At 32.0% G+C, this 15,395-nt stretch carries 15 protein-coding genes and 1 riboswitch; of the genes, 1 reads left to right on the top strand and 14 read right to left on the bottom strand.

The genetic code is table 11. From position 1 onward, the window contains the following. Nucleotides 1-56 precede the first annotated feature (56 nt). Genes M3P09_RS11155 through M3P09_RS11140 form a run of 4 tightly spaced genes read right to left on the bottom strand, consistent with a single transcriptional unit; the run spans nucleotide 57 to nucleotide 3,974 of the window. Complete coding sequence (locus M3P09_RS11155) at nucleotides 57-1,139, bottom strand: bifunctional 3-deoxy-7-phosphoheptulonate synthase/chorismate mutase type II (RefSeq protein WP_099563488.1); 1,083 nt, start codon at nucleotides 1,137-1,139, stop codon at nucleotides 57-59. An 11-nt stretch (nucleotides 1,140-1,150) separates the two neighbouring features. Continuing rightward, nucleotides 1,151-2,002 (bottom strand): prephenate dehydrogenase, encoded by an 852-nt coding sequence (locus M3P09_RS11150; RefSeq protein ID WP_249973188.1) that lies wholly within the window; start codon nucleotides 2,000-2,002, stop codon nucleotides 1,151-1,153. A gap of 2 nt (nucleotides 2,003-2,004) precedes the next feature. Then, nucleotides 2,005-3,150 (bottom strand): pyridoxal phosphate-dependent aminotransferase, encoded by a 1,146-nt coding sequence (locus M3P09_RS11145; protein ID WP_249973187.1) that lies wholly within the window; start codon nucleotides 3,148-3,150, stop codon nucleotides 2,005-2,007. Continuing rightward, the gene (locus M3P09_RS11140) at nucleotides 3,147-3,974 is read right to left on the bottom strand and encodes a prephenate dehydratase (protein WP_249973186.1); all 828 of its coding nucleotides are present in this window, start codon (nucleotides 3,972-3,974) and stop codon (nucleotides 3,147-3,149) included. Before M3P09_RS11140 ends, M3P09_RS11145 begins: the two co-directional genes overlap by 4 nt. A 286-nt stretch (nucleotides 3,975-4,260) precedes the next feature. Between M3P09_RS11140 and gldA the strand changes: the two genes are divergently transcribed. Then, on the top strand, nucleotides 4,261-5,157 hold the full coding sequence (gene gldA / locus M3P09_RS11135) for a gliding motility-associated ABC transporter ATP-binding subunit GldA (protein ID WP_249973185.1): 897 nt from the start codon (nucleotides 4,261-4,263) through the stop codon (nucleotides 5,155-5,157). On the opposite strand, the gene M3P09_RS11130 is transcribed toward gldA, so the two are convergent. The 10 genes from M3P09_RS11130 to epsC form a co-directional block, all read right to left on the bottom strand. Beyond that, nucleotides 5,158-5,904, bottom strand: coding sequence for a head GIN domain-containing protein (locus tag M3P09_RS11130; protein ID WP_249973184.1), 747 nt, complete (start codon nucleotides 5,902-5,904; stop codon nucleotides 5,158-5,160). Continuing rightward, on the bottom strand, nucleotides 5,901-7,001 hold the full coding sequence (locus M3P09_RS11125; protein ID WP_249973183.1) for an acyloxyacyl hydrolase: 1,101 nt from the start codon (nucleotides 6,999-7,001) through the stop codon (nucleotides 5,901-5,903). The genes M3P09_RS11130 and M3P09_RS11125 overlap by 4 nt, the downstream gene beginning before the upstream one ends. 85 nt (nucleotides 7,002-7,086) lie before the next feature. Then, entirely contained in the window at nucleotides 7,087-8,040 is a 954-nt protein-coding gene (gene metF, locus M3P09_RS11120) for a methylenetetrahydrofolate reductase [NAD(P)H] (protein WP_249973182.1), read from the bottom strand. A 120-nt stretch (nucleotides 8,041-8,160) separates the two neighbouring features. After that, complete coding sequence (locus tag M3P09_RS11115; RefSeq protein WP_249973181.1) at nucleotides 8,161-8,400, bottom strand: hypothetical protein; 240 nt, start codon at nucleotides 8,398-8,400, stop codon at nucleotides 8,161-8,163. A 198-nt stretch (nucleotides 8,401-8,598) separates the two neighbouring features. Further along, nucleotides 8,599-11,274 carry a methionine synthase gene (metH, locus tag M3P09_RS11110; RefSeq protein ID WP_249973180.1) on the bottom strand — a complete coding sequence of 892 codons (2,676 nt, stop codon included), beginning with the start codon at nucleotides 11,272-11,274 and terminating at the stop codon, nucleotides 8,599-8,601. Next, entirely contained in the window at nucleotides 11,274-11,555 is a 282-nt protein-coding gene (locus M3P09_RS11105) for an antibiotic biosynthesis monooxygenase family protein (protein WP_249973179.1), read from the bottom strand. The genes metH and M3P09_RS11105 overlap by 1 nt, the downstream gene beginning before the upstream one ends. 9 nt (nucleotides 11,556-11,564) lie before the next feature. Further along, nucleotides 11,565-12,578 carry a homocysteine S-methyltransferase family protein gene (locus tag M3P09_RS11100; protein WP_249973178.1) on the bottom strand — a complete coding sequence of 338 codons (1,014 nt, stop codon included), beginning with the start codon at nucleotides 12,576-12,578 and terminating at the stop codon, nucleotides 11,565-11,567. Nucleotides 12,579-12,628: 50 nt separating this feature from the next. Continuing rightward, a riboswitch (SAM riboswitch) is annotated at nucleotides 12,629-12,740 on the bottom strand. An 83-nt stretch (nucleotides 12,741-12,823) separates the two neighbouring features. Beyond that, nucleotides 12,824-13,717: a metallophosphoesterase gene (locus tag M3P09_RS11095; protein WP_249973177.1), complete on the bottom strand. Its 894-nt coding sequence runs from the start codon at nucleotides 13,715-13,717 to the stop codon at nucleotides 12,824-12,826. 47 nt (nucleotides 13,718-13,764) lie between these two features. Then, nucleotides 13,765-14,655, bottom strand: a complete 891-nt coding sequence (gene cysM, locus M3P09_RS11090) for a cysteine synthase CysM (RefSeq protein ID WP_249973176.1) — start codon at nucleotides 14,653-14,655, stop codon at nucleotides 13,765-13,767. After that, nucleotides 14,642-15,385, bottom strand: a complete 744-nt coding sequence (epsC, locus tag M3P09_RS11085) for a serine O-acetyltransferase EpsC (protein ID WP_233192444.1) — start codon at nucleotides 15,383-15,385, stop codon at nucleotides 14,642-14,644. The genes cysM and epsC overlap by 14 nt, the downstream gene beginning before the upstream one ends. Nucleotides 15,386-15,395: the final 10 nt, after the last annotated feature.

The following is a 15,395-nucleotide window of genomic DNA, read 5'->3' as shown; positions in this document are numbered from 1 at the left end:
TAGAAAAACCTAACAATTAATTGTCAGGTTTTTCTATAAACATGTATTATTTTCTTTTATCCGTTAATTATCTTTTCTTGATGATTAATAGACTCTTGGTGAATAGCTTTAAACATTTTTAAAATAAACTCCTCACTTAATCCTTTAGATTCTCCTTCTAAAACCATTTTACCTAAAATCTCATTCCAACGTTTAGATTGTAATACCGCTACGTTTTTACTCTTTTTTAGAGCTCCAATACCATCAGCAGCTTTCATACGTTTACCAAGTAATTCAATAATTTGATTATCTACTACATCTATCTGTGCTCTTAAATTATTTAGTGCATTAGTATAATCTGCTTCTTTATCAGTAGTTTTTCTAATTTTAAGATCTATCATCATCTGTATCAAAGCTTTTGGTGTCACTTGCTGTGCTGCATCACTCCAAGCATTATCTGGATCATGATGAGTTTCAATCATTAAACCATCAAAATTTAAATCTAATGCTTCTTGAGACACTTCAAAAACCATATCTCTTTTACCTGTAATATGAGAAGGGTCATTTATTAATGGTAAATCAGGAAATTTATTTTGAAATTCTATGGCTAATTGCCATTCTGGAATATTACGATATTTCGACTTTTCGTATGTTGAAAACCCTCTATGAATAGCGCCTAAATTTTTAATACCTGCACTATGTAATCTTTCAATACCACCTAACCATAAAGCTAAATCTGGATTTACTGGGTTTTTTACTAGTACTGTTTTGTCAGTTCCTTGCAAGGCATCTGCAATTTCTTGCATAATAAAGGGGCTAACCGTTGAGCGCGCTCCAATCCATAATAAATCAATATCATGTTCTAAAGCCAATTTTACATGGGCAGCATTAGCAACTTCTGTACAGGTTTTCATTCCTGTTTCTTCTTTTACTTTCTGTAACCATTTTAATCCTAAAGCACCAACACCTTCAAACATTCCCGGACGTGTTCTTGGTTTCCATATTCCTGCTCTAAAATAATTAACATCGGTATCTTTAAGCTCGTGTGCTATTTTTAAAACTTGCTCTTCGGTTTCTGCACTACATGGTCCAGCAATTACTAATGGATGATCTAGTTTTAAATCATCTAACCATGTTCTCATTTCTTTTTTGTTTTCCATAATTTTACTACTTAACTAATTCCGTTTAAAATATCTTTTATATGATTGGTATCTTTCATTTCGCTAAAAATGGCATCAAAATCATCTTGTTTCATTAACTCTTTAAAATGCGTAAGATTCGTAATATACTCTTCTAATGTTTCAATAACATTGGTTTTATTTTGTTTAAAAATAGGCGTCCACATTTCTGGTGAACTTTTAGCCAACCTAACCGTTGATTCAAACCCACTACCTGCCATATCAAAAATATCGCGCTCATTTTTTTCTTTTTCAATAACTGTTTTACCTAACATAAATGAACTAATATGAGATAAGTGCGACATATAAGCAATATGCTTATCGTGAGCCTCTGGGTTCATATATCGAATACGCATCCCTATATCGGTAAATAGTTTTAATGCCTTTTCTTGAAGTTTAAATGTTGTCTTTTCTACCTCACAAATAATATTTGTTTTACCTATAAACAAATCTGGAATCGCTGCGCTTGGTCCAGAATGCTCTGTCCCTGCAATAGGATGCATTGCTAAAAAATTTCTTCGTTTAGGATGATTCTCAACTACTTTACATATGTCTACTTTTGTCGATCCTGCATCTACAACCAATCCATTATCCGAAATTTTATCTAAAATGATTGGTAATAATTTAACGGTTGCATCTACTGGAATAGACACAATAACCAAGTCTGCATTTTCAATATCATCTAATGTGGCTTTTTTATCAATTAAATTAAGAGATAATGCTTCATTTAAAGTAGAATCTTTTCTACTAATACCATGTATAACCGTACTTGAATTATTTTTTTTAATATCTATAGCAAGACTCCCGCCTATTAAACCAACTCCTATTATGTATATATTTTTCATACTTATTTTAATCTTGCTAATGCTTTCTCTAAAACTTCGGTTGAGGCACATAAAGAAAACCTTATGTAACCTTCTCCCTGGCTTCCAAAAATTGTTCCAGGGGTAATAAAAACATGGTTCTTTTTAAGAATTAAGTCTATAAACTCTTCTGCTTTAACAAATGCTGGTAATTTAGCCCAAACAAAAAGTCCTTTTGCTGTTTTATCATAAGTGCAGTTTAATGCGTCGGCTAATTTCCAAACTAAATCTCGTCGTTGTTTATAAACACTATTTAATGTAACAAACCACATTTTAGAGCACTTTAAAGCTTCAATAGCTCCTTTTTGAATTCCATAAAACATTCCTGAATCCATATTACTTTTTATCTTTAAAACATTATTTATGTGCTCATCATTTCCAACTAACATACCAACACGCCAACCTGCCATATTAAACGTTTTACTTAAAGAATTAAGTTCTAAACACACCTCTTTTGCTCCCTCTACTTCTAATATGCTTTTTGGGTTATCATTTAAAATAAAACTATAAGGATTATCGTTTACAATTAAAATATTGTTTCGCTTTGCAAAGGCAACTAAATCTTCAAACAAGTACTTATTAGCTTTTGCTCCTGTTGGCATATGCGGATAATTAACCCACATTAATTTTACCTTACTTAAATCAGACTTTTCTAAACTTTTCAAATCTGGCATCCAATTATTAGCAGCATCCAACTCATAAAAAACAGGTTTTCCTCCTACTAATTTTGTTACCGACTGATAAGTAGGGTATCCCGGGTTAGGAATTAACACCTCATCGCCTTCATTTAAATATGCCATAGAAATGTGCATAATACCTTCTTTACTTCCCATTAAAGGTAAAACCTCAGTATTAGCACTTAAATCAACCAAGAAATGTTCTTTATAAAACTTTGCTATAGCATCCCGCAGCTCTGGTAGCCCTTGATAACTTTGATATTTATGCGCAAATGGGTTTGACAATCCTTCAGTTAAAGCTTCAACTACTTTTTGTGGCGGTTGTAAATCTGGACTACCAATACCTAAATTAATAATAGGCTTACCACTTGCAATAAGTAAATTAACTTCTCTTAATTTTTTTGAGAAGTAATATTCTTCAACGGTATGCAATCTGTTAGCGACTTCAATCATAACTTTGCATTTTTATATTCTCCAAGAACTTTAAATCCTTGTCCCATAATATCAATTATATTTTTTGCTTTTTTAAAATCTGCATAATCACTAAAAGTTACATCAACAAAAAAAGCATACTTCCAAGGCGTTTCAACAATTGGTAATGATTGAATTTTTGTTAAATTCATTTTACAGTCACTCATTACATTCAAAATTGCTGCTAAACTTCCACGCTTATGGTCGGTTTCAAACTTTATCGAAGCTTTATTTATTTCGTTTTCTGGCACTTCAGAATTTGTTCGCTTTACAATCGCAAAACGTGTTTCGTTGTGTTTAATAGTTTGTATACTAGGTTTTAATATATCAAGTTTAAAAATTTCAGCAGCTTTTACACTTGCAATGGCTCCAATACCTATTAATTTTTTTTCATTTATACGCTGTGCTACTTCGGCTGTATCTTTATCTTCTACAAGTTTTATATGCGGGTATTCTTTAAAAAATTCTTTACACTGCAACAATGCCATAGGGTGCGAATACACTTCTTTTATATCTGAAATATTTTGCTTTGGCAATGCCATTAAATTATGTTGAACATCAACATAATGCTCACCAACTACATGCAAATTACAACTATCTATTAATGCATAATTAGGAATAATTGAACCTGCAATGGAATTCTCTAAAGCCATTATTGCTGCATCACATTCTTCACCTATTAAGCTTTCTACTACACGATCAAAAGTTAAACACTCAATAGCTTCAACATCTTTATTAAAAAACTGTTGAGAAACTATATGATGAAATGATCCTTTTACACCCTGTATAGCTACTGTCTTTATCATATTCAAAAAAAAAGTCTCGATTTTCATCGAGACTCATATTAAATTTATAGTTATAAATTATACATACAACGCCTCGTTCCTTTTGCTAAAAAAGAAATAAAACCAGTTGTTAAAATATGTATAATGCATTGTTGTTGTCATAATTACGTGGCTAAAGTAAATAATATTTTAAGAAATCAAAATACTATATAATTTTTTTTTCGGTTTTATTAAAAATTTTAAAGATTTTATAGTAAACCAACCTTTACATTATATAATTATTATTTTTGAACAAACTATTTAAATTATGTCTATTGAAGTTGAAGGAATTTTAAAGCTTTATGGAAGTCAAAAAGCATTAAACAATATATCTTTTAAGGTTAATAAACCTGAAATTGTTGGTTTTTTAGGACCTAATGGTGCTGGAAAATCTACCATGATGAAAATTTTAACTACATATATTGATGCTACAAAAGGCAATGCCAAAGTAAATGGATTTAGCATTAACGAAAACACACAAGACGTACAGCAAAGTGTTGGATATTTACCCGAGCACAATCCGTTATATTTAGACATGTATATTAAAGAATATTTGGCTTTTAATGCGAATATATACAAGGTTGCAAAAGCGCGGGTAGACGAAGTAATTGAGCTTACTGGTTTAACACCTGAAGTAAATAAAAAAATAGGTCAACTCTCAAAAGGGTATCGCCAACGTGTAGGTTTAGCAAATGCTTTATTGCATGATCCTGATGTTTTAATTTTAGATGAACCTACAACTGGCTTAGACCCAAATCAATTAATCGATATTAGAAACCTTATCAAAACGATAGGCAAAACTAAAACAGTATTCCTTTCTACCCATATTATGCAAGAAGTAGAAGCTATGTGCGACCGCGTTATTATTATTAATAAAGGTGAAATAGTTGCCAACAAAAAGTTGAAGAAATTACGTGAAGGTAAAAAACAAACTGTTATTGTTGAATTTGATTACCGGGTTGAAGATGCTTTTCTATTAAAACTTCCAAAAGTTGAAAGTGTTGTAAACACTTATGGTTTTGTATACGAAATCACTTTTAAAACTACCGAAGATATGCGCTCTTATGTTTTTGATTTTGCGCATGATAACCAATTGAAGATTCTTCAGCTTAATCAAAAAAACGCAAGTTTAGAAAGTTTGTTTAGAGAGTTAACTGCTGGCTAATCACTCAAAAATAAGTCTACCTTTATAAACTTCCTCTACTTCAATAACTGGAGGTTTATTTACCGCAATTACATTACCTGTACCAGAAATTTTTCCTTTTATTTCTTGTTGCGGATTTACAATCATATCGTTAGAACTTCTATTCCAAAATTGTACGTTTTGAGCAATTAAATCTCGACCTTCAAAACGCGAGGTTCCTGCAGCAAATGTTATATTTAAACTATTAGTTTTACCTGAAATAAAACAATTTGATAAATTATTAAAAAATAATCTAAGAGAATTATTATCAATTTGAAGTCTAAAACTCCCGTTGGTAAATGTATCTGGTGCACTAAAATTTTCAGACAGAACGGTTAAATTTGGGTAACTTAAAACACCATCCGATCTTACATCATACTGTGTAGAGCTTCTAATCTCAGTAATATTGGGTGAAGTTATATACACTTTGGTTATACCATAACCGCGTACATAATTGCAATTATTATTATCGGTAAGAATTAGTTTTCCATCTACAACACTTACTTCAATATCATTTAATAAATTTTTACCAGTTTCTATAATTACTTTTTGTGTGGCTCCTTCTTTAATTATTAATTCAATATCACGATTAACTAATATTTTATCAAAAGTATCAATACTAGTTTCTTGTTGAATAATAGATCCTGTTTTTTGAAAACAATCTCCAGCATTTTCGCTATCGCAGGCAAAAACTATTAATAAGATTAATATGTAAATTGCTTTTTTCATAACCTAACTCCTATTCCAAATTCAACAGCTTCAGCTTTAGCTCCATGTGATTTTAATGTTAAGGCGCCAAACCATTTATCATTTATATAGCGTTTTAAACCCACTCTAAAATAGGTTTTCCCTTCAAAGTCAAATGGATAATATACATAATATCCTAATTGAGTTATTAATGATGTTTTATTTATAAATAACTCATGTCCTACAAAAACTCCTACTCGTTTATAATCCTCATTTCCAGAAACATTTTCTTCAGGAAAAGCTACACTTTTATAATAAATAAGCTCTTTTAAAAAATTTGAAAAAAACACATCTGTTCCAAACTGCAAAGCGCTTTTAGGGTTAATTCTTTTATCTGCATAAGCAGATAGAATATAAAAAGGAAACTGTCCGCTACCAACTACATCACTCTCATTTACACCACTCCTAAAAGCCAAATTATACTTTACAGGCTGTGTGAACTTTTCATCATTAGTTTCAGGTAATGTGGTAACAAACTCTAGATCTTCATCATCTAAACTATAAGTAACCCCTAAATTAAATGTTAACGAATTAATACTTGTATTGGGAGCCTTAACATTTGCATTAGAGTAGTGAATGAGTGATAACCCTGCTTGGAAACCAAAGTTATCTAGAACTCGTTCCTTTTTATAATTAAACATTACATAAGTACTACTCATTAATTTAGAACCAAAAGCAATGTTCCTAAAGTTGTTATCTTTATCGTATGGATTAGTAGTAAAAGCAAGCCCTTGCCCGATACGAAACATCAAGTTTCTTTTTAAAAAGTAAAAATTATAATGCGCATACAATGAGGATACTTCACCTAAAACCTCGTTTTTTAAATTTTGATACGCAAACGAAATACCATAATCTGGATAATTATAGCGCTGTTCCCAATCGTTATATCCAAACGTTTTTTTATTCCAACTTAAAATATAACCTTCGGGATGTCCTTTTATTAAATGAAGAATATCATTATTATGCAATGCAATATTGCCTTTAAAATAACTAAGATCTAAATAAGAAGTATGTTCTTTTTCTTGAGAAAACAACATACAACTTACAACACAAAAAAGAAAGATTAAAAATAACCTCATTAATAGATTTGCTTATATAATACCTTTTTAATTATAAAATGGGCGATTTTTGAATAAAAAGGATGTAGCAAAAGTAATAGATTATTTAAAATAACTGTGATGCAATAGATTTTATATTATCACTTTTACCCATTGAATAGTAATGGAGTACAGGAACACCTGCATCTAAAAGCTCTTTTGATTGCTGTATACACCACTCTACACCAACTTGACGCACTTGTTTGTTATCTGAACATTTTTCAACTTCGCTAATTAATGTTTCTGGTAAATCTATTTTGAATACTTGAGGTAACAATTGCAAATGTCGCTTTACAGCTATTGGTTTAATACCTGGAATAATTGGTACATTAATCCCTTCTTTTTTAGCAGCATCAACAAATTCAAAATATTTCTTATTATCAAAAAACATTTGAGTAACTACATAATCGGCTCCAGCATCAACCTTTTCTTTTAAACGCTTTAAATCACTTTGCATTGATGGAGATTCTAAATGTTTTTCTGGATATCCAGCAACTCCAATGCAAAAATCTGCTTTATCATCAACGTCTAAAGTTCCGTGTAGATATTTACCTGAATTTAAATTCTGAATTTGGTCTACTAACTGCGTGGCATATGAATGCCCTCCTTTTGTTGCTTTAAAGTATTGTTCGCCTTTCATAGCATCACCACGTAACGCCATCACATTATCAATACCTAAATAATGACAATCGACTAACAAATATTCTGTTTCTTCTTTTGTAAATCCTCCACACAACACATGTGGCACCGTATCTACATTATACTTGTGTTTTATAGCGGCACAAATACCTAAAGTACCTGGGCGCATTCTGGTAATCTTTCTGTCAAACAACCCTTCTTTCTCTATGTAAACAAACTCCTCTCTAGATGTTGTCACGTCAATAAATGGTGGATTAAATTCCATCAGCGGGTCTATATTGTTGTATAACTCTTGGATGTTCTTTCCTTTTTTTGGTGGTATAATTTCAAACGAAAACAAGGTGTTCCCTTTTGCTTTTTTAATGTGATCTGTTACTTTCATTTAAGCTGAATTTATTTCAGTATCTATTTTTTGTTTTTTGGCGTTACCACTAGGGTCGCGCTTTTCGCTATATCTTTTTCGTTTCATAAAAAAGGATGCCGTTTCAATCGTTAACGCAAACTAAACTAGCTGCTTTTTAAGCTCGTCAAAAGCTTCTTCATATTCCCAATATATCCATCTTCCATCGACATAATCTGTTAGTATATATTTTTCACTAACTGATTTAATTCTGGAAATTGCCACAATCTTTTTTGAGAAACCACTAACAGTTACTTCCTCTGTTATTTCTTTATTATTGCTATCGTATCCATGACTAATAATATGACTTCCTAATGTTAATTCAATATATTTTGATTTCATTTATTCTTTTCTCTAGGTTTTATTTTAAAAAATAAGCAATACTTAAAGCTAATAAAGCTAACATCAAGAATTGTATAAAAAACCTAATTTCAATTCTGTACTTTTTCATTTTTACTTTATTTAGACTACAAATGTCTAACTTTGATCACCTCTATTTATTAGTTGAAGTGAAAGAAATTGTTAATTTTAAATTCATTTCTAACGACTTGCTATATTAGGATGCAACCATTTTCTTGCTTTATCTTTCGTAATACCTTTTCTTGTGGCATAATCAGTAACTTGGTCATCTGTAATTTTTCCTAAACCAAAATATTTGGCTTCTGGATTTCCAAAATAATACCCCGAAACCGCCGCCGCTGGCCACATGGCTAAACTTTCTGTTAGTTTTACATCAATTAACTGTTCAACATCTAACAATTCCCAAATAGTTTCTTTTTCTAAATGATCTGGGCATGCCGGATAACCTGGAGCTGGACGAATACCTTTATAACTTTCTTTAATTAAATCTTGATTTGTTAAATCTTCATCTTCAGCGTAACCCCAATGCTTTATTCTTACTTGTTTATGCAAATATTCTGCAAAGGCCTCAGCAAAACGATCAGCTATAGCTTGTGCCATAATAGCATTATAATCGTCTTCTTTTTCTTTATAAAAATTAGCTAATTCTTGTGCACCAAAAATGCCCACACAAAATGCACCCATATAATCTATCTTACCAGTCTCTTTAGGTGCAACAAAATCTGCTAATGCGTGATTGGGTATACCTTCTCGTTTTTTTAATTGCTGACGCAATGTTCTAAAAACTGCAATTTCTTTTCCTTTTTTCTTTATAGAAATATCATCTTCATTTACTGTGTTAGCTTCAAATAGGCCAAACACCGCTTTAGGTTTTAGTAATTGTTTAGCGACTATTTGCTCAATCATTTCTTGTGCATCATCATACAACTGAGTGGCTTGTTCGCCAACAACCTCATCAGTTAAAATATCTGGAAATTTACCGTGTAAATCCCAGCTTCTAAAAAACGGACTCCAATCTATAAATGGTAATAATTCTTTTAAACTCAATTGTTTTAGAACTTGAACACCTAACTCTTTAGGCTTGAAAATTTCAAGATTTTTCCAATTTATTTTAAACTTTCTTTTTCGTGCTTCTTCTATTGATATATATGACTTTTCCTTTCCTCGTTTTAAAAACTTAGTTCTAAACTCATCATAATCCTCTTTTAGCTTTGTTGTGTATTCGTGTGCAGTTTTTTTATTCAATAAATCTCCCACTACAGTTACTGCTCTTGAAGCGTCATTTACATGAACCACTGCATTTTTATATTGCGTATCAATCTTAACTGCAGTATGTGCCTTTGAGGTTGTAGCTCCACCAATTAATAATGGCACTTTAAAATTCTGGCGTTCCATTTCTTTAGCTAAATACACCATTTCATCAAGGGATGGCGTAATTAAACCAGACAGTCCTATAACATCCACATCTTCTTTTATAGCCGCTTCAATAATTTTTTCAGGAGGAACCATAACTCCTAAATCCACTATTTCATAGTTGTTACATCCCAAAACAACACTTACAATATTCTTTCCAATATCGTGCACATCGCCTTTTACCGTTGCCATTAATACTTTCCCTAAAGCTTTTTGTTCTTCTCCCTTTTCAGCTTCTATAAATGGATTTAAATAGGCTACTGCTTTTTTCATAACTCGCGCTGACTTTACTACTTGAGGCAAGAACATTTTTCCTGCTCCAAACAAATCACCAACAACATTCATCCCAATCATTAAATGACCTTCAATAACTTCAATGGGTTTTTCTGCTTCTTGCCTTGCAACTTCTACATCTTCAATAATAAATGCATCAATTCCTTTTACTAAAGCATGTGTAATACGCTCTTGTAATGGGTTTTCTCTCCAAGATAAGTCTACAGTTTTTTCCGCTTTAGTCCCTTTTACGGTTTCAGCAAAATCTAATAATCGCTCTGTTGCATCATCTCTTCTATCTAAAATAACATCTTCAACATGCTCTAATAAATCTTTTGGAATATCGTCATATACTTCCAACATAGCAGGGTTTACAATTCCCATATTCATACCTGCTTGAATAGCATGGTACAAAAATACCGAGTGCATCGCTTCGCGAACGCCATCATTTCCTCTAAACGAAAATGAAACATTACTTACCCCTCCACTAACACTAACATTTTCAAGGTTTTTCCGAACCCATCTTGTAGCTTCAATAAAATCAATTGCATTTTTCCGATGCTCTTCCATCCCCGTTGCTACAGGAAATATATTTAAATCAAAAATAATATCTTCAGAAGGAAACCCAACTTTGTTTACCAAAACATCATACGACCGTTTAGCTATTTCTATACGCCTTTCATAGTTATCGGCTTGCCCAATCTCATCAAATGCCATTATAATAACTGCTGCCCCATAGCGCTTAATTTGTTTAGCTTCCCATATAAATTTGTCTTCGCCCTCTTTTAAAGAAATAGAATTTACTACGCATTTACCTTGTACTACTTGAAGTCCAGCTTCAATAATTTCCCATTTAGAGCTATCTATCATTATTGGCACACGACAAATATCTGGTTCGGCAGCTATAAGGTTTAGAAAACGAACCATGGACTCCTTTCCGTCAATTAAACCATCATCCATATTGATGTCGATAATTTGTGCACCACCATCAACTTGGTGACGTGCAATATCTAATGCTTCATCAAATTTCTCTTCTTTTATTAAGCGCAAAAACTTTCGTGATCCAGCAACATTCGTTCGTTCACCAACATTTATAAAGTTGCTGTTTTCATTAAGGATTAATGGTTCTAATCCTGAAAGTTTCATATATTTTGTTTGTTTCACCTTCATTATTTATAATGTTCTACTACTGGAAAAGGTTCATAAAAATGGTGCAGCAGAGCTTTCCATTCTTGATATTGTTCTGATTTTCTAAACCCTATTTCATGATCTTCAATCGTTTCCCAGTTCACTAATAATATATATTTACCGTCTTCCTCTATACATTTCTTCAATTCATGTGATATATAGCCTTTCATTGATGAAATGACGCTTTCAGCTTTTTGAAAATTAGTTTCAAAAAGCTCAGAAAACCCTTCTTTTATATTCAATATGGCAACTTCTAGAATCATATTCTTGATTTAGTTTACTTTTGAAACTAATTCAGCATGATGACGTGGTTTATACTTTGCTGCTATATTTGTAATAACCCTTATATGTTCTGGTGATGTTCCACAACAACCACCTATAATATTAATCAAATTCTTTTTTAAATATTCTTCAATTTGCTCGCCCATTTCTTCTGGAGTTTCATCATATTCACCAAAAGCATTTGGTAATCCTGCGTTAGGATGTGCTGAAATAGCAAAATCAGTTTTATTGGCAATAGCTTCCAAATGGGGTTGTAATAAATTAGCGCCCAAGGCACAATTAAAACCAATGGATAATAGTGGTATATGTGACACTGAAATTAAAAAAGCTTCAGCTGTTTGTCCCGATAATGTTCTACCAGAAGCATCTGTTATAGTCCCACTTAACATAATTGGAATATCTATACTTCTTTCATCTTTAACCTCTTCAATTGCAAATAATGCTGCTTTAGCGTTAAGCGTATCGAAAACCGTTTCTACTAATAATAAATCCACACCTCCATCAACTAAAGCTTCCACTTGCTGTTTATACGCTATACGCAATTCATCAAAAGTAACAGCTCTATAACCAGGATCATTAACATCTGGCGACATACTTGCAGTTCTATTTGTAGGTCCAATAGAACCAGCTACAAAACGTGGTTTATGTGACTCTTTAGCTGTAAATTCTTCAGCCACTTCTTTAGCTATTTTAGCTGACTGATAATTGAGCTCGTATACCAAATCTTCCATTTGATAATCTGCCATAGCTATTGTTGTTCCAGAAAACGTGTTGGTTTCAACAATATCTGCACCAGCTTCAAAATATTTTGCATGAATAGTTTTTATAGCCTTTGGCTGTGTAATAGACAATAAGTCATTGTTCCCTTGTAATGGCGTTGGATAGTTTTTAAAACGCTCACCTCTAAAATCTTCCTCGGTAAATTTATAGGCTTGCAACATAGTTCCCATGGCACCATCTAGTACAAGAATACGTTGTTTTAAAGCTTGTTGTATGTTTGACATTTGATATTATTTATATCTATTGTCATCAAGAAAAGTAAAAGAAACACTTTTCGTTATCTTTCTAACATTTTAAAATATTAGTAGAATGTAGCACCTTCTTTAAAAGTTAAAGGGTTGCCAAGGCTTCAAAGGGTCTATTCCCTCTACCTTTCTTGATAACAATATTAGTACATTAATGAACTGATTAGCAAAAGTAATACAATTAACTTTATTTGTTCCTTTTTTATTTAAAAATTTAGACTATCCTAGTTAATTTTTAATCTTCTTGATGTTTCTCTACCATAACCTTGTATAAAAATTGAATCTTTAGTGAATTTTGCAATAGCAAATGCTGATGCTTTTTTAGTATCTAGCATCCCTTTAAATGTTATGTGGTGGACCTTATTTTTTTCTAGATAATCACCATTATGATTATGTCCATTGAAATAAAATTTTACGTTATTGTAACTATTTATTAGCTGAAGAAATTGTTTGTAATTCCATAAATTATGAGCTTCACCAACTCTCCCAGCAGGAAAATGACAATAAAATCCAACATACTCATCGTTTTTTTTTGCATCCTTTAGTTCTTTTTCAATCCATTGTAATTGGCTTGAACTTAAGCCTCCGTTCCAAGTTTGTAAATTAGGTTCATTATTTATTTTTAAAAGATTAAAAAGAGAATCTGTTTCTTTTTCCTTTTCATAAGTTAGTGCTCCATGGTAACTAAGATCATTACCATCTAAAACAATAAAACGCCAATTGTTTTTGATAAAACTATAGTAACGATTCTTTAATCCCATTTTAGAAGCCACCAAAGGCTTTAAAGAATCTTGAACACTAAAATCATGATTACCAAGAACATGATATTTTTTAGATTTTAAACGGTTCCAAATTGGTAATACTGTATCAAAACTTTCAAAATTACGATCAATAAAATCGCCTAAATGAATTGTGTAATCTAAGTTCTTAGTATTTAACTCTTTTATTGCAGACTTAAATTTATCTGGTGATTGTTTATAAAATCGCTTGCCTTGTGTTTCACAATTACAGTATTGACAGTCTGCAATAATTCCTATTTCAAAATCTGTTGATTTATTAGTTTCTTTATTCGGTTTACAAGCTATTAAGATAATAGCAAAGAAGAATATTTTTTTCATTAAAGGATATAAATTTACTTAAGGGCTAGACTGGCTCCATTGTAAATTTACTCAAATAAACTGGAAGACAAATATCTATCTCCTCTATCGCAAATAATAGCTACCAAAACACCTTTATCAATTGACTCGGCAACTTTTAAAGCACAAAATACAGAGCCGCCACTGCTCATCCCAGCAAAAACACCTTCTTCATTTGCTAAACGTTTCGTCATTGCTTTAGCTTCATTTTCAGTTACTTCAACAACTTGATCTACTTTATTTCTATCAAAAAACTTGGGCACATAATCTGGTGACCATTTTCTAATACCTGGGATTCTTGATCCGTCAGCTGGTTGCGCGCCAACTATAGTAACATTCTTATTTTTCTCTTTTAAAAATGTAGAAACACCTGTTATAGTTCCTGTTGTTCCCATGGCCGACACAAAATGAGTAATTTCATGTTCTGTATCTCTCCATATTTCTGGCCCAGTGGCTTTATAATGAGCTTTCCAGTTATCATCATTTTCAAATTGATTTAATAGCACATACCCCTTTTCATCTCTAAGCTTAAAAGCCAAATCTCTTGACCCTTCAATACCAATATCTGATGGTGTCAAAATAACCTCTGCACCATAGGCGCGCATCGTTTTTACGCGTTCTTCTGTTGAGTTTTCAGGCATGATTAAAATCATATTCAGCCCTAAAAGCTTCGAAATAAAAGCCAAAGCAATTCCTGTATTGCCACTAGTTGCCTCAACTAAGGTCTCTCCTTTTTTTATATCTCCACGCTTTAAAGCTTCATTAATCATATTAAACGCTGGCCTATCTTTTACACTTCCACCAGGGTTATTTCCTTCTAATTTAAGAAATAGTCGTACACCCTCTTTAGAAATAAGATGTGTCGCTTCAACTAATGGTGTATTTCCAATTTGGTCTAAAATAGTACTACCGTATGCCATTTTTTTTAGGTCTGATTTTAATTTCAGTTTGATAAGTAACTAATGAATCTTCTGGAACCGATTGTGTAATCCAAACATTCGCACCTATTGTTGTGTTTGCTCCAATAACAATATCACCGCCTAAAATAGTTGCATTGGCATAAATTGTTACATTATCCTCAATGGTAGGATGGCGCTTTGTTTTAGCTAAATCTTTGCTTACTTGAATACCTCCTAACGTAACACCTTGATATATCTTAACATAATCTTTTATGATAGATGTCTCTCCTATTACGATACCTGTACCATGATCTATATAAAAGGATTTTCCTATAGTTGCTCCTGGGTGAATATCAATTCCTGTGATACCATGAATGTATTCACTCATCATTCTTGGCAGAATACGAACATTCAACTTATAAAGTGTATGACTTAATCTATAAATTGAAATAGCATGAAAACCTGGGTATGCTAAATAGACTTCTTCTAAACAAGATGATGCGGGGTCATTACACTCAAAAGCAATGGCATCTTTATCTAACGCCTTTCTAATCTCTGGTAATTGCTCTTTAAACTTTTCCCACTTTTCTTGTCCGTTTTCAACAGAAAGTTTTAAAAGAATCTTCAAGAATGTTGTTTCTAAATATTCTGCATGGGCTTTTTCCTGTTGCTCATCAAATAAGGCATAAAACAAGCGTTTAGTGAAGGTTTTAACCGAATCTTTAAGGCAAACATTATAACTTTTTTTCACAGAAACTTTA

Origin of the sequence: Jejuia spongiicola (assembly GCF_023502325.1) — a bacterium.
In the GTDB taxonomy this organism is placed as follows: Bacteria; Bacteroidota; Bacteroidia; order Flavobacteriales; family Flavobacteriaceae; genus Wocania_A; species Wocania_A spongiicola.
The sequence above is the reverse complement of the archived record's forward strand: the minus strand, read 5'-3'. Positions and strand labels throughout refer to the sequence as shown.